This is a genomic window from Streptomyces sp. Z423-1 (assembly GCF_013009255.1).
GTDB lineage: Bacteria > Actinomycetota > Actinomycetes > Streptomycetales > Streptomycetaceae > Streptomyces > Streptomyces gossypiisoli.
On record NZ_CP053109.1, the window covers coordinates 271,117 to 289,615 of the forward strand.

At 72.5% G+C, this 18,499-nt stretch carries 19 protein-coding genes; 14 read left to right on the plus strand and 5 right to left on the minus strand.

Annotated elements, in window-relative coordinates:
* Positions 1-31 precede the first annotated feature (31 nt).
* Both HJD23_RS01235 and HJD23_RS01240 read right to left on the minus strand, forming a co-directional pair.
* Complete coding sequence (locus HJD23_RS01235) at positions 32-1,054, minus strand: hemolysin family protein (protein ID WP_171110261.1); 1,023 nt, start codon at positions 1,052-1,054, stop codon at positions 32-34.
* The gene (locus HJD23_RS01240; protein WP_171110262.1) at positions 1,051-2,418 is read right to left on the minus strand and encodes a hemolysin family protein; all 1,368 of its coding nucleotides are present in this window, start codon (positions 2,416-2,418) and stop codon (positions 1,051-1,053) included. The genes HJD23_RS01235 and HJD23_RS01240 overlap by 4 nt, the downstream gene beginning before the upstream one ends.
* 377 nt (positions 2,419-2,795) lie before the next feature.
* Between HJD23_RS01240 and HJD23_RS01245 the strand changes: the two genes are divergently transcribed.
* The 12 genes from HJD23_RS01245 to HJD23_RS01300 all read left to right on the plus strand — a co-directional run bounded on the left by HJD23_RS01245 (position 2,796) and on the right by HJD23_RS01300 (position 14,412).
* Complete coding sequence (locus HJD23_RS01245; RefSeq protein ID WP_171110263.1) at positions 2,796-3,035, plus strand: twin-arginine translocase TatA/TatE family subunit; 240 nt, start codon at positions 2,796-2,798, stop codon at positions 3,033-3,035.
* Positions 3,036-3,245: 210 nt separating this feature from the next.
* A complete protein-coding gene (locus HJD23_RS01250; RefSeq protein WP_171110264.1) occupies positions 3,246-3,731 on the plus strand; it encodes a cation:proton antiporter regulatory subunit in 486 nt (161 codons plus the stop codon).
* Between the two features lie 6 nt (positions 3,732-3,737).
* On the plus strand, positions 3,738-4,928 hold the full coding sequence (locus tag HJD23_RS01255; RefSeq protein WP_171110265.1) for a cation:proton antiporter: 1,191 nt from the start codon (positions 3,738-3,740) through the stop codon (positions 4,926-4,928).
* 153 nt (positions 4,929-5,081) lie between these two features.
* Entirely contained in the window at positions 5,082-5,834 is a 753-nt protein-coding gene (locus HJD23_RS01260; RefSeq protein ID WP_171110266.1) for a DUF4142 domain-containing protein, read from the plus strand.
* Between the two features lie 192 nt (positions 5,835-6,026).
* Positions 6,027-7,751: a hydrogenase maturation protein gene (locus tag HJD23_RS01265; protein ID WP_171111721.1), complete on the plus strand. Its 1,725-nt coding sequence runs from the start codon at positions 6,027-6,029 to the stop codon at positions 7,749-7,751.
* On the plus strand, positions 7,748-8,290 hold the full coding sequence (locus tag HJD23_RS01270; protein WP_171110267.1) for a hydrogenase maturation protease: 543 nt from the start codon (positions 7,748-7,750) through the stop codon (positions 8,288-8,290). Before HJD23_RS01265 ends, HJD23_RS01270 begins: the two co-directional genes overlap by 4 nt.
* 227 nt (positions 8,291-8,517) lie before the next feature.
* Entirely contained in the window at positions 8,518-9,213 is a 696-nt protein-coding gene (gene hypB / locus HJD23_RS01275) for a hydrogenase nickel incorporation protein HypB (RefSeq protein WP_171110268.1), read from the plus strand.
* Positions 9,214-9,263: 50 nt separating this feature from the next.
* Entirely contained in the window at positions 9,264-11,567 is a 2,304-nt protein-coding gene (gene hypF, locus HJD23_RS01280; protein ID WP_171111723.1) for a carbamoyltransferase HypF, read from the plus strand.
* A 14-nt stretch (positions 11,568-11,581) separates the two neighbouring features.
* Positions 11,582-11,881 (plus strand): HypC/HybG/HupF family hydrogenase formation chaperone, encoded by a 300-nt coding sequence (locus HJD23_RS01285; protein WP_171110269.1) that lies wholly within the window; start codon positions 11,582-11,584, stop codon positions 11,879-11,881.
* A complete protein-coding gene (gene hypD / locus HJD23_RS01290) occupies positions 11,878-13,029 on the plus strand; it encodes a hydrogenase formation protein HypD (RefSeq protein ID WP_171110270.1) in 1,152 nt (383 codons plus the stop codon). Before HJD23_RS01285 ends, hypD begins: the two co-directional genes overlap by 4 nt.
* On the plus strand, positions 13,022-14,089 hold the full coding sequence (hypE, locus tag HJD23_RS01295; protein WP_277347765.1) for a hydrogenase expression/formation protein HypE: 1,068 nt from the start codon (positions 13,022-13,024) through the stop codon (positions 14,087-14,089). Before hypD ends, hypE begins: the two co-directional genes overlap by 8 nt.
* 86 nt (positions 14,090-14,175) lie before the next feature.
* Positions 14,176-14,412 (plus strand): hypothetical protein, encoded by a 237-nt coding sequence (locus HJD23_RS01300; RefSeq protein WP_171110271.1) that lies wholly within the window; start codon positions 14,176-14,178, stop codon positions 14,410-14,412.
* Positions 14,413-14,427: 15 nt separating this feature from the next.
* Here HJD23_RS01300 and HJD23_RS01305 read toward each other — a convergent pair whose 3' ends face one another.
* From HJD23_RS01305 to HJD23_RS01315, 3 genes are all read right to left on the minus strand, one after another.
* Positions 14,428-14,658: a hypothetical protein gene (locus HJD23_RS01305; protein WP_171110272.1), complete on the minus strand. Its 231-nt coding sequence runs from the start codon at positions 14,656-14,658 to the stop codon at positions 14,428-14,430.
* Positions 14,642-14,893 (minus strand): DUF6400 family protein, encoded by a 252-nt coding sequence (locus tag HJD23_RS01310; protein ID WP_171110273.1) that lies wholly within the window; start codon positions 14,891-14,893, stop codon positions 14,642-14,644. The genes HJD23_RS01305 and HJD23_RS01310 overlap by 17 nt, the downstream gene beginning before the upstream one ends.
* A 107-nt stretch (positions 14,894-15,000) precedes the next feature.
* Positions 15,001-16,395 (minus strand): diacylglycerol kinase family protein, encoded by a 1,395-nt coding sequence (locus HJD23_RS01315; RefSeq protein ID WP_240980590.1) that lies wholly within the window; start codon positions 16,393-16,395, stop codon positions 15,001-15,003.
* A gap of 254 nt (positions 16,396-16,649) precedes the next feature.
* Here HJD23_RS01315 and HJD23_RS01320 point away from each other — a divergent pair, with 254 nt between their 5' ends.
* Positions 16,650-17,096 (plus strand): hypothetical protein, encoded by a 447-nt coding sequence (locus HJD23_RS01320; RefSeq protein ID WP_240980591.1) that lies wholly within the window; start codon positions 16,650-16,652, stop codon positions 17,094-17,096.
* A gap of 199 nt (positions 17,097-17,295) precedes the next feature.
* Positions 17,296-18,456 (plus strand): S1 family peptidase, encoded by a 1,161-nt coding sequence (locus tag HJD23_RS01325; protein ID WP_171110276.1) that lies wholly within the window; start codon positions 17,296-17,298, stop codon positions 18,454-18,456.
* Positions 18,457-18,499 lie beyond the last annotated feature (43 nt).

Here is an 18,499-nt window from a genome sequence, read left to right on the forward strand (position 1 = left end):
GCGGGCGGCCGTCGCAAAGACGGCCGCCCGGTCAGGTCGTCGCCGGTGCCGGGCCGACCAGCTCCGACAGCACGTCCTCCATCGTCACGAAGCCGAGGACCGCGCCCTTCTCCCCGGTGACCGCGGCCAGGTGGCTGCCGTCGGCGCGCAGCGCCGTGAGGGTGTCGTCCAGCGGGGTGTCGATGCGGACCCGGGTCACCCTGTGCAGCGCGGTGCGCGGGAACGGCTGGTCGCGGTCGGTGACGCCCAGGGTGTCCTTGATGTGCAGGTAGCCCAGCAGGCTGCCGTTCGGGCCGGTGACCGGGAAGCGGGAGTAGCCCGCCTCGGCCGCGATCCGCTCCAGCTCGGCCGGGGTGACCGTGTGGCCGACGGTGCGCATCCGCGGCACGGGGACCAGGATCTCGCCCACCGGGCGGGTCCCCAGCTCCAGCGCGTCACGCAGCCGTTCCCCGTCGGCGGGCGACAGCAGCCCGGCCTCGCTGGAGTCGACGACCATCCGGGCCAGCTGGTCGTCGGTGAAGACCGACTCGACCTCGTCCTTCGGCTCGACCCGCAGCAGCTTCAGCAGGGTGTTGGCGAAGGCGTTGATGCCGAACACCGCCGGACGCAGGCCGCGGGTGAGGGCGACCAGCGGCGGGCCGAGCAGCAGGGCGGTCGGGACCGGCGCCGCGAGGGCGATGTTCTTCGGGATCATCTCGCCGATCAGCATGTGCAGATACGTCGCCACGGTGAGCGCGATGACGAACGCGATCGGATGCACCAGCCCGTGCGGGATGTGGGCCGCCTCGAAGGCGGGCTCCAGCAGATGCGCGATGGCCGGCTCCGCGACCGCGCCCAGCACCAGCGAGGAGGCGGTGATGCCGAGCTGGGCGGTGGCCATCATCGCGGAGAGGTGCTGAAGGCCCCACAGGGTCATCCGGGCCCGCGTGTGGCCCGCCTTCGCGCGGGGCTCGATCTGGCTGCGGCGTACGGAGATCAGGGCGAACTCGGCGCCTACGAAGAAGGCGTTGGTCAGCAGGGTCAGGGCGCCGATGGCGAGCTGCAGTACGGTCATCGGGACGCCTCCCCCGTCGAATCCCTCATCGCTGCCGCGGGGACCGCCTGGACCGGGAGCCGGGCGGGTGCGGTGATGCGGACGCGGTCGGCGCGGTGGTGGTCGACGTCGAGGACGTCCAGGCGCCAGCCGTCGTCCAGGTCCAGGACGTCCCCCTTGGCGGGGATGCGCGCGAGACGGGTGGCGACCAGACCGGCCACGGTCTCGTACGGCCCCTCAGGCGCCGTCAGTCCTATCCCGGCGAGCCGGTCGATGCGGACGGAGCCGTCCGCCTCCCAGGCCGGGCGCCCGTCCGCGGCAGCAGGGGTGGGCAGCAGGTCGGGCACCTCCACGGGGTCGTGCTCGTCGCGGACCTCGCCGACGACCTCCTCGACGATGTCCTCCATCGTGGCCACGCCCGCCGTGCCGCCGTACTCGTCGATGACCACGGCCATGGTGCGGGTGGTGCGAAGGCGCTCCAGCAGGCGGTCGGCGGTGAGGCTGTCGGGCACCAGCAGAGGTGCGGTGGCCAGCTCGGTGACCGGGGTGATCGCGCGCTTCTCCGGCGGCAGCGCGAGCACGTCGCGGATGTGGACGGTGCCGATGACGTCGTCCAGGCTGTCGCGGTAGACCGGGAAGCGGGACAGGCCGGTGGCGTGGGTGAGGTTCGCGGCGTCGGCTGCCGTGGCGTGTGCTTCGAGGGCCCTGACGTCGACGCGCGGGGTCATGACGTTCTCGGCAGTCAGCTCGCCCAAGTGCAGGGTACGTACGAAGAGTTCGGCGGAGTCGGCTTCCAGCGCGCCCTCGGCGGCGGAGTGCTGGGCGAGCGCGACCAGTTCCTCGGGGCTGCGGGCGGAGGCCAGTTCCTCGGCGGGCTCCAGGCCCAGGCGGCGTACGAAACGGTTCGCCGTGTTGTTCAGGTGGCTGATGAACGGGCCGAAGGCGGCCGTGAAGCCGCGCTGCGGGCCCGCCACCACCTTCGCGACCGCCAGGGGGCGGGAGATCGCCCAGTTCTTGGGTACCAGCTCGCCGACCACCATCAGCACCACGGTGGACACGGTCACGCCGAGCACGGTCGCGACGGAGGACGCCGCGCCGCCGAGGCCGACCGCCTCCAGCGGGCCGCGCAGCAGCGCCGCGAGCGACGGCTCGGCGAGCATGCCGATCACCAGTGAGGTGACGGTGATGCCGAGCTGGGCGCCGGACAGCTGGACCGTCAGGCGGCGTACGGCCTTCAGCGCGCCCTCGGCGCCACGCTCGCCCGCGGCGGCGGCCCGCTCCAGGTCACCGCGCTCGACGGTGGTCAGGGAGAACTCGGCGGCGACGAACACCGCGCAGGCCAGTGTGAGCAGGAGGGCCAGCAGGAGCAGCAGGATCTCGGTCACCGTGCCACCCCTCCCTCACTCACATACGGCGGGCAGGGAATGGCACGGCTGGTACTGGGAGGCTCACCCATTGCGGGACCGTGGCTCCTTTTCGTTCTCGGTACGTCGGACGGGAGGGCGTCGGAACAACGCCCCCCTATGGTAAAGGACAAGCAAAGCACGCTGGTCAAGTGGAGGGCCGCAACACAGCCTTCGATGTCTGCGCCCACCCTATGCTTCTACTCGCTTGTAGCGAACGTCCGAGCGTCGCCGGATGTTCCACGTATGGGCGCATCTTCTCCCACGCCTTCTACCCTTCTACAGTGCTGTAGATTCGACCAAGGCCGGGGTCGCACCGACTTCGGCGGCAACGTCTGACCCTGGGGGGCGGCACTCACATGTTCGGACTCAGTGAACTCGCGATCATCCTCATCATCGTCATAGCGGTCCTCGCCGCCAAGAAGCTGCCCGAACTGGCCCGCTCGGCGGGCAAGTCGGCGCGCATCCTGAAGGCGGAGGCCAGGGCGATGAAGGAGCAGGAGACACCGGCCGGGGAGCAGGCCGCGCCGCGGGTGATCCGGGGAGAGACGATCACGCCCGCTGCCCAGGATTCGGATCGGCCGCAAGGCCAGGGATGAGTCGCACCTTCGACACGGTGGGCGGTTCGGCGCACTCGGGTCGTCGCTGCACACGGGGCGAGCCGCTGCTCGCCGCGCCGGGTGAAGACTGCCGGCGCCGTCCTTGCTGCTCGCACTGAACCTACGATGGTTCTCACAGGCCCGGACCGGGGTGCCAGGGCGCGTCCCCGCGGTTGCCGCCGTAGGTGCCCCGCGAGAGAGGGGGTCGCCATGGCCGCTCCACGCCTGAGCAGTACGCCGCTTCCGGGGATCGGTGTCCGTTACGACCTGACCACTCACGAGCACCGGCATCTGTCGGTGGTCGCGCACCGCGACGGGGAGCGCACCCTGAGCGCGTACCGCAAGGACGACCCGGACGACTGCGCCCTGTCCGTGCGGCTCACGGCGGAGGAAGCGGCCACACTCATCGACGCGCTGCTGCCCACGCACCACACGCCGAACCTGCTGTCCACCACCGACCTGGGACTGGTGGCCGAGCGGATCGAGCTGTCCGGGAAATCGCACTGGAACGGGCGGCTGCTCGGCGAGACCCGGATGCGCACCACGACCGGCGCCTCGATCGTGGCCGTCCTGCGCCGGGCCGAGGCGATCCCCTCCCCCACGCCGGACTTCCGGCTGGCCGGCGGCGACACGCTGATCGTGATCGGTACCCGCGAGGGTGTGGAGGCGGCCGCCGCCATACTCGGGCGGGAGTGAGCCGCCGTGCACTCCTCGGCCCTGTTCCTGATCGAGTTCGGGGGGATCATCCTCGCCCTGGGACTGCTGGGCCGGTTCGCCGGGCGGCTGCGGATGTCGCCGATACCGCTGTACCTGCTGGCCGGGCTGGCCTTCGGCGAGGGCGGGCTGCTCCCGCTGGGCGCCAGCGAGGAGTTCGTCGCCGTCGGCGCCGAGATCGGCGTCATTCTGCTGCTGCTCATGCTGGGCCTGGAGTACACGGCCGGCGACCTGGTCTCCAACCTCCGGGCGCACTACCCCGCCGGGCTGGTCGACGCCGCACTCAACGCCCTGCCGGGCGCCGCCGTGGCGCTGCTGCTCGGCTGGGGTCCGGTCGCGGCCGTCGTACTGGCGGGCGTCACCTGGATCTCGTCCTCCGGTGTGATCGCCAAGATCCTCGGCGACCTGGGGCGGCTGGGCAACCGTGAGACACCGGTCGTGCTGAGCATCCTGGTCCTCGAAGACCTCTCCATGGCCGTCTACCTGCCGATCCTCACCGCCCTGCTGGCGGGTATCGGCCTGGTGGCCGGAAGTATCACCCTGGCCATCGCGCTCGGCGCCGCCGCCGCCGTGCTGTTCCTCGCGGTGCGGTACGGCCGCCACATCTCCCGTTTCGTCTCCAGCGACGATCCGGAGAAGCTGCTGCTGGTCGTCCTCGGGCTGACCCTGCTGGTCGCCGGGCTCGCCCAGCAGGTGCAGGTGTCCGCCGCCGTGGGTGCCTTCCTGGTCGGCATCGCGCTGTCCGGGGAGGTCGCCGAGGGTGCGCACAGTCTGCTCGCCCCGTTGCGGGACTTGTTCGCCGCCGTCTTCTTCGTCTTCTTCGGACTCACCACCGACCCGGCGAAGATTCCGCCCGTCCTGCTGCCCGCCCTCGCCCTGGCCGCCGTCACCGCGCTGACGAAGATCGTCACCGGCTACTGGGCCGCCGGACGCGCGGGCATCGCCCCGAAGGGCCGCTGGCGGGCGGGCGGCACGCTGGTGGCGCGCGGCGAGTTCTCCATCGTCATCGCCGGGCTCGCCGTCACGGCCGGGATCGAGCCCGCCCTCGGCCCGCTGGCCACCGCGTACGTCCTGATCCTGGTCCTGCTCGGCCCGCTCACCGCCCGCTGCACGGAACCCGTCGCCACCCGCCTGTCGCGTCGGCGCCACACGTCCGTGTCGACGGCCGAGGCCCGGTAGAACACCGGCTTCGAGATGTGCAGCGGCCTTCGAAATGTTCGGGCCTGTGACACACAACACACGTCAGCGCACAAATTTTGACCAACGCAATGATGGATCCGACCGGCTCATCCGTACCTCCTGACGTACCAGTCGCTCGCGTCAGGAGGCTCCATGCCCGTCTCACCCAGCAAGTTGGGAAGCATCTTCGTGTTCGGTGCGCTGGGTCTGACCCTCGCCGCCCTCGCGTACCCGGCCATGCTCGGGATCGAGAACACCGCCGGCTCGCAGGACCGGATCATCGCCAACACGCCCTACGGTCCGCTGACCGAGGCGGACCGCGATTTCGTCGTCAAGGTCCGCTCGGCGGGGCTGTGGGAGTACCCGCTCGGGGAGATGGCCATGGAGCGGGGCACGACGCCGGAGATGAAGGAGGCCGGCGCACACCTCATCGTCGGACACGCGGGTCTCGACGCCACCTGCCGCAGGATCGCCCCGGAACTGGGCATCACCCTGCCCAACCAGGCGACACCACAACAGCAGCAGTTCGTGGCGACCGTGGACGCGGAGACGGGCAAGCAGTTCGACATCACGGCGGTCAACATCATGCGCGTGACCCACGGCCAGATCTTCCCGGCCATCGCCAAGATCCGCGCCAACACCAAGAACACTCTGGTCCGTACGCTGGCCGACCAGGCCAACGACACCGTGCTCGACCACATCACCGTGCTGGAGAAGACCGGCATGGTCAACTACGAGCAGGTCCTCCTCCAGCAGACCACGCCGCCGAAGCTGCCCAAGGACCAGCTGACCCCGCCGCCGCCCCAGCCCGGCTCCCCCGTGCTGGCCCTCAAGCCCCGCCCGGACCTCAACGTGAACACCACGTCGCCGACGCCCAGTCCGTCGACCGCGGGGGAGGTGCGTTGACCGCTTCGTGAGCCCTGCGTGGGGTGGCGGCGGCCTCGATGTGGCCGAGGTACTGGGCCGAGCTCCTGGTAGGTCCAGCCGATAGCGCATTCGGACCGGCCACCGCCCATATGGCGGGAACCCCAACCCCTACGAGTGACCGGCGGGATTCGCGTCGACCTCCGTGGTGGCGCCTGTATGACCATCGCAGGCATGCTCATCCTGCTCATCGGCAGCGCCTACAACAGCCTCACCCAGCGCCTGCACGCCGAGTTGCGTGAGCGCGGGCACCGCGTCGCCGTCGAGGTGACGCCTCGCGGCGACGACGTGCGGGCGGCCGTCCGGCGGCACGCCCCGGACCTGGTCGTGGCGCCGATGCTGAAGGCCGTCGTCCCGCGCGATGTGTGGTCGAGCCGCACCTGCCTGATCGTCCACCCCGGCCCCGTCGGCGACCGGGGGCCCTCCTCGCTGGACTGGGCCCTCCACGACGGCGTCGACGAGTGGGGCGTGACCGTGCTCCAGGCCGACGAGGAGATGGACGCCGGGCCGGTGTGGGCGACGGCCGTATGCCCCGTCCCCGGCGTGGGCAAGAGCGAGCTGTACCGGAACGAGGTGTCCGACGCGGCCGTCGAGGCCGTGCTGCTGGCCGTGGAGCGGTTCACCTCCGGCCGGTACGTGCCGCGGGAGCAGAGCACTCTGCCGAGGGCGCCCGGCGCGCGGACCAGGCCCGTGATGCGCCAGCAGAACCGCCGTATCTCCTGGGCCGACGACTCCACCGACACCGTGCTGCGCACCCTGCGCGCCGCCGACTCACAGCCCGGCGTGCTCGACGAGTTGCTGGGCGGGGAGTGGTTCCTGCACGGCGGTCATCGCGAGTTCCGGCTGCGCGGGCGGCCCGGGGAGCTGCTGGCGACCCGGGCTGGTGCCGTCTGCCGGGCCACGGCCGACGGCGCGGTGTGGATCCCCGAGCTGCGGGAGCGTACGGCGGCCGGTGCGCCGCGCGCGTGCAAGCTGCCCGCCGTGACCGCGCTGGGCGGGCGGCTGCCCGCGCTGCCCACCGCGGAGGACGCCACCTGGTCCGACATCCGGTACCGGGAGGACGGGCCCGTCGGTGTCCTGTCGTTCTCGTTCCCGGGCGGGGCGATGTCCACGGACCAGTGCCGGCGCCTGCTGGCCGCCTACCGGACGGCGTGCGAGCGGCCGACGTCCGTGGTGGTGCTGGGTGCCGGTCGGGACTTCTTCTCCAACGGGATCCATCTGGGGGTCATCGAGGCCGCCGCCGATCCGGCCGCGGAGTCCTGGGCCAACATCAACGCGATGAACGACCTCGTCGAGGCGGTGCTCACCACGACCGACCGCGTCGTCGTGAGTGCCGTCGGCGGCAACGCCGCGGCGGGGGGCGTGATGCTGGCGCTGGCCGCCGACGAGGTGTGGTGCCGTTCGGGCTCGGTGCTCAATCCGCACTACCGGCGCATGGGGCTGTACGGCTCCGAGTACTGGACGTACAGCCTGCCCCGCCGGGTCGGTACGGCCATGGCGGAGCGGCTCACCCAGGAGGCGCTGCCGGTCACCGCCGCCCGGGCCAGGGACATCGGGCTGATCGACCGGGTGGTCGAGTGCGCCCCGGCGCGGTTCACGGCCGAGGTCACTGTCCTGGCCCGTCGGCTGGCGGCGTCCCCGCTCGTCCAGTCGCGCCTCGCCGCGAAGAAGGCCGAGTGCGAGCGCCGGGAGGCCGTCACTCCGCTGGCGGCGGTCCGCGAGCGGGAGCTGCTCCGCATGCGGAGGATCTTCTCGGACCCCGGCGCGCCCTATCACGCGCTGCGCCGGGCCTTCGTACGCAAGGAACGGGCACCGGCCGGGCCGGATCCTACGAACGAGTCGAGGGCCGTACCGGACCCGGCGGCCACGGACATCGACGAGACCCGGGAGGACGCGTGAACGCCGCCGCCCCACCCGGGCCGCGCACCCTGGTCGCCGGGGTGGGCAACCTCTTCCTCGGCGACGACGGCTTCGGCGTCGAGGCCGCACGTCTGCTGTCCGGGCAGGAACTGCCGCCCGGCGTCGAGGTCGCCGACATCGGCATCCGCGGGGTGCACCTGGCGTACCAACTGCTCGACGGGTACGACACCCTCGTACTCCTCGACGCGACGGCGCGCGGCGGGAAGCCCGGGACGCTGTACGTGATCGACGCGACCGAACCGGGAAGCCGGCCGCCGCCGAAGAGCGTCCCCCTCGACGGCCACCGGATGTCACCCGACGCCGTACTGGCCCTCCTGGACACCCTGTGCGCGGGCACCGGTGCGGCGCCGCCCCGGCGCACGCTGGTGGTGGGGTGCGAGCCCGCCGCCGTCGAGGAAGGCATCGGCCTCAACCCGGCCGTCGCCGCCGCCCTGCCGGAAGCGGTGCGCATGGTCGTCGGCCTGCTGCGCGATCCGGCGTCCGGCCCGGTGCACCGAACGGGCCAGGCATCCGTGTGACCCCGGCGCGCCGCTCGGCCCGCCGTCGGACCGCCACCGTGTAATGGGCGCCCAGGAGACATCCGCGGGCCCGGGACCGAGACCGATGCACGAGATGTCCGTCGCCCTGCCGGTCGCGGACCGGATCGAGCAGGCCCGGCGAGCGTGCCCGTCACCGAGGTGCGCCGGGCCGACCGGACGGACACGCCCGAACGCCCCCGCGCCGCCCACCTCAAGGAGAGCTGCCCATGTGCCGCACAGTCGACCTCCGGCAGGCGGTGCTCGCCAAGAACACGATGGCGGCCCGCGTCCTGCGTACCGAACTGACGGCCCGGGGCACGACGGTGGTCAACCTCCTGTCCAGCCCGGGCAGTGGCAAGACGGCCCTGCTGGAGCGGGAGCTGCTGCTCGCCCGGGAGCGCGGCATCCCGACCGCCGCCCTCACCGCCGACCTCGCCACCGAGAACGACGCCACGCGGCTGGCGCGTTCGGGTGTGCCGGTCAAGCAGGTGCTCACCGACGGGCTGTGCCATCTGGAGGCGGACATGCTGGCCGGGCATCTGCACGAGTGGCTGCCCGACGACACCCGCCTGCTGTTCGTGGAGAACGTCGGCAACCTGGTGTGCCCCGCCTCGTACGACCTCGGCGAGTCGCTGCGGGTGGTGCTGGCGTCGGTCACGGAGGGCGAGGACAAGCCGCTGAAGTACCCGACGGCGTTCGGGCTGGCCCAGCTGGTGCTGGTCACCAAGTCCGACCTGGCCGGACCGGCCGAGTTCGACGAGGCCGCCTTCAAGGCGCATGTCCAGCAGGTCAACCCGGGTGTCGAGGTGGTGCTGACGTCCGTACGCAGTGGTGAGGGCGCCGGTGTCCTGGTCGACCGGGCGCTGGCGGCGGCCGAGGGGCAGTCCGTCCACGCACCGGTGATGGCCCGGGCCGAGGCGTGAGTACGACGCCGGAGGTCCGCACGGTCCCGGACGTCCGTACCGCCCCCGCCGTGCGGCGGGCCCGGGTCGTGGTACGGGGTGTGGTGCAGGGCGTGGGTTTCCGGCCGTACGTGTACGGCCTCGCCACGGGGCTACGGCTCGCCGGTCACGTCACCAACACCGGCGACGGCGTGCTCGTCGAGGTCGAGGGCGCGCCGGAGGCCGTCGACCGGTTCTGTACGCGGATCGCTTCCGACGCCCCGCCGCTCGCGATGGTGGAGGCGGTGGAGGCCACCGACCTGCCGCCCACCGGAGGCAGCGGCTTCACCATCGTCCCCACGCGCACGACCGGTTCCGTCCGGACCCTGGTCTCCCCCGACACCGCGACCTGCGCCGACTGCCTCGCCGAACTCACGGACCCCGCCGACCGACGCCACCGCCACCCCTTCATCACGTGCACGCACTGCGGGCCGCGCTTCACCATCGTGACCGGTCTGCCGTACGACCGTGAGCACACGACGATGGCGGGCTTCCCCCTGTGCCCCGAGTGCAGCCGCGAGTATCACGACCCCGCCGACCGCCGCTTCCACGCCCAGCCGGTCGCCTGCCCCGACTGCGGCCCGCGCCTGAGACTGGCCGTGGCGTACGGCGAGGCCCCCGGCGGCGACCCCGTCGAGGCGGCGCGGACCCTGCTCGCCGCGGGGGCCGTTCTCGCCGTCAAGGGCGTCGGCGGCTACCACCTCGCCTGCGACGCGACGAATGCGGACGCGGTCGCCGGCCTGCGCCGCCGCAAGGCACGCGGGGACAAGCCGTTTGCGCTGATGGCCGGGGACGTCGCGGACGTCGAGCACCTGGTGCACGTGGGGCCCGTCGAACGGGAGTTGCTCACCGGCCGGGTGCGGCCGATCGTCCTGATGCGGCGGCGGACGGGCGTCCTGCACGCACCGCCGGTGCCCGCCGGCGCCGTGGCGCCCGGCAGCCCGGACCTCGGCGTCATGCTGCCGTACACGCCGGTGCACCACCTGCTGTTCGCAAGCGAGAGCGCTCCCCGGCTGCTGGTGATGACGAGCGGCAACCTCTCCGGCGAGCCCATCGTCACCGACGACGGCGAGGCCCTCGAACGGCTCGCGGGCCTGGCCGACGCGTGGCTCACGCACGACCGGCCCATTCACGTGCCGTGCGACGACTCCGTCGTGCGAGTGTGCGACGGCGAGCCCTTGGTGCTGCGCCGCTCCCGCGGCTACGCGCCGCTGCCGGTCACCGTGCCCGTCCCCGTGTCCCCCGCGCTCGCCGTCGGCGGCGACCTGAAGAACGTCTTCTGCCTCGGCCGGGGCGACAAGGCGTGGCTGTCCGCGCACATCGGGGACATGGACGACCTCGCCACCCAGCGGGCGTTCGACCGCGCGGAGCGGCAGCTGGAGTCCATCACGGGCGTACGACCGGCCCTCCTCGTCACCGACACGCACCCGGCGTACCGGTCGGGCGCGTGGGCGCGGCGGCAGGCGCGCGGGCGCCCGGTGGTCCGGGTGCAGCACCATCACGCGCATGTCGCCGCCGTGATGGCCGAGCATGGCCTGGAGGCGGGCAGCAGGGTGATCGGGGTCGCCTTCGACGGCACCGGGCACGGGGACGACGGGGCGGTGTGGGGCGGTGAGTTCCTGCTCGCGGGCTACGACGGATTCCGCCGGTTCGCGCACCTGGCGTATGTGCCGCTGCCCGGTGCGGACGCGGCGGTGCGGCGGCCGTACCGCATGGCGCTGGCGCATCTGCACGCGGCGGGCCTCGCGCCCGGCCCGGACCTGCCGTGCGTCGCCGCCTGCCCGGCCGGGGAACTTCCGCTGCTTCGGCGGCAGTTGGAACGCGGGCTGAACTGTGTCCCCACCTCCAGCATGGGGCGGCTCTTCGACGCCGTGTCGTCCCTGGCGGGAATCTGCCAGCACGTCGGCTACGAGGCGCAGGCCGCGATCGAGCTGGAGGGGGCCGCCGTGTCCGCCGGTGCCGTCGAGGACGACGACCCGCGGTACGGCTTCCGCCTCGCGGGCGTTGAGCCGGTCACCGCCGACCCGGCCCCCTTGCTGGCGGCGGTCGCCGACGACGTACGGGCGGGGGTTCCCGTGGGCGTGATCGCGGCGCGTTTTCATCTGGCCGTCGCCGGGCTGGTGCGGGCGGTGTGTGGTGCGGCGCGTGCGGCGACGGGGCTGGGGACCGTGGCCCTGAGCGGCGGTGTGTTCGCCAACGCGCTGCTCTCGTCGGCCTGTGCGCGCGGGCTGCGCGCGGACGGGTTCACCGTCCTGCGGCACCACCGGATCCCGCCGAACGACGGCGGGCTGGCCCTCGGCCAGCTCGTCGTGGCGGCCCGAACCCGCATCAAGTGAGTGAGGAGACACGTATGTGTCTGGCAGTACCCGGCAGAGTGCTGGGCATCGAGGAGCGGGACGGCACCCGCATGGCCAGCGTCGATTTCGGCGGTGTGGTCAAGGAGGTGTGCCTGGAGTACCTGCCGGACCTTCAGGTCGGCGAGTACGCCATCGTCCATGTCGGGTTCGCCCTGCAACGGCTGGACGAGGAGTCGGCCCGCCGGACGCTGGAGCTGTTCGAGAACCTCGGCATGCTCCAGGAGGAGTTCGGCGATCCGTGGGAGCAGGCCGCGCAGGCGGCGCGGCCCGAGGCCGGGGAGGTGCGGCAGTGAAGTACATCGACGAGTTCCAGGACCCCGAGCTGGCGGCGCGGCTGCTCGACGACATCAGGGCCACGGTGAGCAGGCCGTGGGCGCTGATGGAGGTGTGCGGCGGTCAGACGCACACCATCATCCGGCACGGCATCGACCAACTGCTGCCCGACGAGGTGGAGTTGATCCACGGGCCCGGCTGTCCGGTGTGTGTGACACCGCTGGAGGTGATCGACAAGGCCTTGGAAATCGCCTCGCGGCCCGAGGTGATCTTCTGCTCCTTCGGTGACATGCTGCGGGTTCCGGGGACCGGGCGCGATCTGTTCCAGGTGCGCGGGGAGGGCGGTGACGTCCGCGTGGTGTACTCCCCGCTGGACGCGCTGCGGATCGCCGAGGAGAACCCGGAACGGCAGGTCGTGTTCTTCGGCATCGGCTTCGAGACGACCGCCCCGCCCAACGCGATGACGGTCCATCAGGCCCGCAGGCGCGGCATCCGCAACTTCAGCCTGCTCGTCTCGCACGTCCGGGTGCCGCCCGCGATCGAGGCGATCATGCAGTCGCCGGACTGCCGGGTGCAGGGCTTTCTGGCGGCGGGCCATGTGTGCAGCGTGATGGGTGTCGAGGAGTATCCGGCGCTCGCGGAGCGGTTCCGGGTGCCGATCGTGGTGACCGGGTTCGAGCCGCTGGACATCCTGGAGGGCGTACGGCGGACCGTGCGGCAGCTGGAGCGGGGCGAGCACACCGTCGACAACGCCTACCCGCGTGCGGTCCGGCCCGAGGGCAACCCGGTGGCGCGGGCGATGCTGGACGACGTCTTCCAGGTCACCGACCGGGCCTGGCGCGGCATCGGGGTCATCCCCGACAGCGGCTGGCGGCTGTCCGAGCGCTACCGGGACTTCGACGCCGAGGACCGCTTCCGGGTCGGGGACATCACGACACGGGAGCCCGCGGAGTGCCGCAGCGGTGAGGTGCTCCAGGGGCTGCTGAAGCCGCACGAGTGCGAGGCGTTCGGTACGACGTGCACGCCGCGTACGCCGCTGGGGGCGACGATGGTGTCCAGCGAGGGGGCCTGTGCGGCGTACTACCTGTACCGGCGGCTGGACCTGCCGGAGCGGGCGACGCCGGTGACCGTGACGACCGCGAGCCAGGAGGGCAGCTCCCTTGTCTGAGACCACCGCCGCGCCGGACATGCTCTCCTGGACCTGCCCGGCGCCCCTGCGGGACCGGCCGCGCGTGGTCATGGGCCACGGCGGCGGCGGTGCCATGTCGGCCGAGCTGATCGAGCAGGTCATCGTGCCCGCGCTCGGTGGGCAGGAACCGGCTCCGCTGACCGATTCCGCCACCGTCGAGCTCGGCGGCGCGCGGCTCGCCTTCTCCACCGACTCCTTCGTCGTACGGCCGCTCTTCTTCCCCGGCGGCAGCATCGGTGACCTCGCCGTCAACGGCACGGTCAACGACCTCGCCATGAGCGGGGCCCGCCCGGCCTGCCTCTCGTGCGGGCTCATCCTGGAGGAGGGCGTCGAGATCGACACCGTCGCCAGGGTGGCCGAGGCGCTCGGTGCCGCCGCCCGCGCGGCCGGGGTGCGGGTCGTGACCGGTGACACCAAGGTCGTCGAGGCCGGGCACGGCGACGGCGTCTACATCAACACCTCCGGCATCGGCCTCGTCCCGGCCGGCGTCGATCTGCGCCCGGAGCGGGTCGTCCCCGGGGACGTCGTCATCGTCAGCGGGGCCGTCGGCGTGCACGGCGTGGCCATCATGAGCGAGCGGGAGAACCTGCGGTTCGACGTCGGGATCGTCAGCGACTGCGCGCCGCTCGGCGGGCTCGTCGAGGCGATGCTCGCCGTCACGCCGGACCTGCATGTGCTGCGCGACCCCACCCGCGGGGGCCTGGCCGCCTCACTCAACGAGATCGCCGCGGCCGCCGGGTGCGGAGTCGTCGTCCAGGAGCGTGCCGTGCCGGTGCCGCCGCCCGTGGCCAGTGCCTGCGCCATGCTGGGCCTCGACCCGATGTACGTGGCGAACGAGGGCAAGCTCGTCGCCTTCGTCCCCCGCGAGCACGCCGACGCGGTCCTCGCCGCGATGCGGGCCCACGAGCGGGGGTCCGAGGCAGCGATCATCGGTGAGGTGGTCGCGGACCATCCGGGCATGGTGGTGGCCCGCACCGGGCTCGGCGGGACGCGGGTGGTGGACATGCCGCTGGGCGAGCAACTGCCGCGAATCTGCTGAACGGCCCGCACCGGGCGCCGCCTCAGCCGGTCGCGCCCCGTCGGCCCGGGCGGGTGTCGAGGGTCCAGGTGCAGGTACTGCCGGGCATGGCCGTGACCCGCACCCGGCTCGACGGGACACCGGTCGTGGACATGCCGCCGGGCGAGCAACTGCCGAACGGCCCGCGCCGGGCGCCGCCTCAGCCGGTCCGGCCGCGTCGGCCCGGGCGGATGTCGAGGCTCCAGGTGCAGGTGCAGCCAGGCATGGCCGTGACCCGCACCCGGCTCGACGGGACACCGGTCGTGGACATGCCGCCGGGCGAGCAACTGCCGCGGATCTGTTGAACCTCGGGCGCCGCCTCAGCCGGTCGGGCCGCGTCGGCCGGGGCGGGTGTCGAGGGTCCAGGTGTGGGTGCAGCCGGGGCACTGGAGGTGGACGCGGGGGCCGTCGTTGCCTATGAGGTAGCGCCAGTGCGTCGGGCAGGTGCGCCGCGCGGCGCAGATCACGCAGTCGCGGGCGTCGTCGCAGCCTGGGCAGAGCACCCAGGCCCGGCGGGCCCGGTCGGCCTGCGGATCAATGGGCAGCCGCATCGCCCGCGTCCCGATCCGGCAGCACACCGGCCGCCACCAGCATGGCGTACGTCCGCTCCTGTTCCTCGCTGAGGCCGGAGTACAGCAGGGCGTGGGCCGCCTCCTCCGACCGCAGCGCGGCCACCGGGTCCCAGTGGGGCCCGAGCGCCGCCACCACCTCGGCCCGCCGACGGGCTTCCTCCCGCGTCAGATCGATGGTGAAGGGCACGAGGTCGGGGGTGGGGCTGTCATCCATGGGGGCGGTGCTTTCACGGGGGAATGTACTGGCCCAGCCACGTCTACCAGGCGTGATGTCCCGCGTGAAGCGGATGTGACGGATGCCATCGCTTGGGACGCGGGAGGTCAGGCCGCCTGATCGTCCCGGTGTGCCGGTTCGTCGCGGTGCGGGCGGCTGGTCGGCCAGGGGCGTGCGGGTACGGCCGTACGACCCACCGCGGCCGCCAGCTTGCGCAGTCGGCGCCAGTCCAGGCGGGGCGGCAGGTCGGGGACGCCCGGCCGCTCGCGGGGGACGCGTACACGCAGGGCACGGCGTTCGATGCGGCAGCGCACGGGGGTGCTCAGGGTGACGGCCTCGCCGTCGAGGCCGACCTCCAGCTGCGGCGCGTCGGCGTCGATGATCACCTCGTGGGCCGTGAACGCCCCGAACCCCTGCGGGTCGAGCAGCAGCTCGGCCGCCTCGATGGCGCTGTCCACCTTCACGGAGAGCACGCCGAGCCTGCCGGAGTTCAGCCGCTGGCGCCGGCCGAAACCGAGGGGGTCGTCGATGCGGTACGGATTGTTGCTCACCAGCACGGCCTGTGGATCGGTGAACGTCGTGCCGTCGGCGTGGGCGGTCAGGCGCGGGCCGCGCTGCCGGGTGAGCAGCTCGGGCAGCAGCTCCAGCGCCGTACCCACCTTGTCGTCGCGGTAGCCGGGGCTCTGCACGACCGCGCCGTACACCCCGAACGAGGCGTTGTTGACGAACGGGCGGTCGCCCGCGAAGCACAGGTCCACGCGGAGTTCCACGCCGTCGGTGAGGGCGTCGAGGCAGGTGGCGGGGTCGTCGCGGTCCAGGCCGAGGTCCATCGCGAAGTGGTTGCGGGTGCCGGCCGAGATCACCAGGAACGGCAGTCCGTGCTCCGCGGCCACGGCCGCGACCAGCGCCTGGGTGCCGTCACCGCCCGCGACCCCCAGCAGGTCGGCGCCGTCGGCCACGGCCTGTCGCGCGAGTGCGGCGACGTCCTGGTGGTGCTCGGGGTCCAGCAGCACGACCCGGGCGCCGAGGCTCTCGGCCTTCTCCCGCAGCGCGAACTTCTCCACCTTGCCGCCGCCGGAACGCGGATTGAGCAGGAGGAAGGGGCGTTGCGGGGGCGGGGTCCGGTACTCCTTGAGCCGTCCCTGCCGCAGGCCGGTGCTGCGCAGCGCGTACCGGCCGCTCCACACGGCCGCGCACCACAGCAGCCCGGAGACGGTGACCACCCACAGGAGGTTCGCCCGCTCGAACATCGCGATCACGCCGACCGGGGCGGCTACGGCCAGCAGGGCGGCGGCGATCCGCACGGGCCCGCGGCGGGACAGGGTCCACCACAGTGCGGCGCAAGTGAGACCGAGGCCCGCGAGCCCCACGACGAGCAGGACCAGGCCGCCCACGCCGCCCTGCGCCAGCGGCAGCAGCACCGACACGGCCGCCGCCGCGAGGGCTCCCCTGGCGGCCCATATCTGCCGGCTGTGCCGCCACTCCACCGATGTCGATCCCACAGGTCCCCTCCACACGCGACCGCTCGGCGCCGGCCGGCGTCGCCGTCCGTGCGGTTCCCAAGGTCTCATGCGGGCAGTGCGCGGCGTAGAGGGGACAGGGGGCGCGTGTGGCCGCGACGGCGCACCTCTGCTCCGTTCGAGTGGTGCATTCCTCCCCACGGTCGTAGCGTCGGAACAAGTCGACCCAAAAAGACGGCGCACGGACGCAGCGCGGACGCGGAAAACGGCGGGGAGCGGATATGAAGAGGCACAGCATGAGGGCGGCCATCACGCTCTGTGCCGCGACAGCGCTCGCAGCGACCCTGGGCACCGCCTCCGGCGCCCCGTCGAACACACGCCCGGTCCAGCAGCAGGCGAAGGATGCGGATCCGGTACTGGTCGACTGCTTCTGGCGCCCCGAGGTGCGTCCCACCGAGTTCATGCTGGCCTGCGGTGACGGCAACAGCCGTCTCGACCGCCTGGAGTGGTCGCGCTGGGACGGGCGCGCGGCGGTGGCCAAGGGGGTCAACTGGGTCAACGACTGCAAGCCGTACTGCGCGGCGGGCAGGTTCCACTCGTACGCCGTGACCGTGCGGCTGGACGATCCGAAGCCGTGGAAGAAGAACCCGGACCTGCGCCAGTACGGCAAGATCAGCCTGACCTACACGGACGGCAGGCCGGAGGGGTTCCCGAAGGTGGTCACGTACCCCCTGTGGAGCTGAGCCGATGAGCCGAGGACGGCTCCGGCAGTAGCACTCCCGCACGCCGAAGGTCCATGCGCGCAAGGCCCGTACCAATAGGGCCTGCATTGGCATGGACCTGATAGGCATGCCTGGCTAAGCTCTGCCCCAACCCTGTGAGAGCGCTCTCAGTTTGCGGTTGTTCCACCCCACCTTGCTGGAACGACGAAGGGCAACTCCCTTGAGACGCAAGCGACTCATGCATGCCGGTCTGGCCGCTCTCCTCATGCTGGGCAGCTGGACCGCCGCAGGAACCCTCCCGGCCTCGGCGAGCGACTCCGCCCCCACGGCCGACGCACCGCAGGCATCCGCGGGTCTGATCCGGGCGATGCAGCGGGACTTCGGTCTGACCGAGGCCGAGGCCGAGACGCGGTTGGCGGCCGAGGCCGACGCCCGGGACATCGCGCCCGCCGCCCGCCGGGCCGCCGGAGCGGCGTACGGCGGGTCGTGGTTCGACGCCGCCAGTGAACGGCTGACCGTGGCCGTCGCCTCGGACGCCCCGGCCGCGACCATACGGGCCGTCCGCTCCACCGGCGCGAACGTCCGGACCGTGGAGCACAGCGCACGCGAGCTCGACGCGACGTCGGCGCGCATCGACCGGCTCAACGCGCCCCAGGGCGTGAGCAGTTGGCATGTCGACCCGGCGGCCAACTCCGTCGTGGTGAACGTCGTCGAGAGCCGACGATCCGACAACGATGTCCGGCGCTTTGTCGCACGCGCCCGTGAGGCCGGTCCGGTGACCGTGGAGACGGTGCCGGCCGCGCCGCGCACGTTCGCGGCCGGCACCGTCGGCGGCGACCCGTACTACACCGGCAACGTCCGCTGCTCCATCGGCTTCTCGGTGCACGGCGGGTTCGTCACCGCCGGGCACTGCGGCGGGGTCGGCGGCACCGTCCGGGGCTGGGACGGCACGCACATCGGTTCGTTCCAGGGGTCCTCGTTCCCCGGCAACGACTACGCCTGGGTCAACGTCGGCAGCGGCTGGTGGACCGTCCCGGTGGTGCTCGGCTGGGGCACGATCCCCGACCGGCTCGTGCGCGGCTCGGCCGAGGCGCCCGTCGGCACCTCCACCTGCCGGTCCGGCTCCACCACGCACTGGCACTGCGGCACCGTGCTGGCCAAGAACGAGACCGTCAACTACAGCCAGGGCGCGGTGCACCAGATGACAAAGACCAGCGTCTGCGCCGAACCCGGCGACTCCGGCGGCTCGTTCATCAGCGGTGACCAGGCGCAGGGCGTCACCTCCGGCGGCTGGGGGAACTGCTCCGGCGGCGGGGAGACCTGGTTCCAGCCGGTCAACGAGATCCTCAACCGGTACGGGCTGAGGCTGCACACGGCCTGACGCACCGGAAAGAAGCGAGGGTTCCGCCGGGCGACCGGCGGAA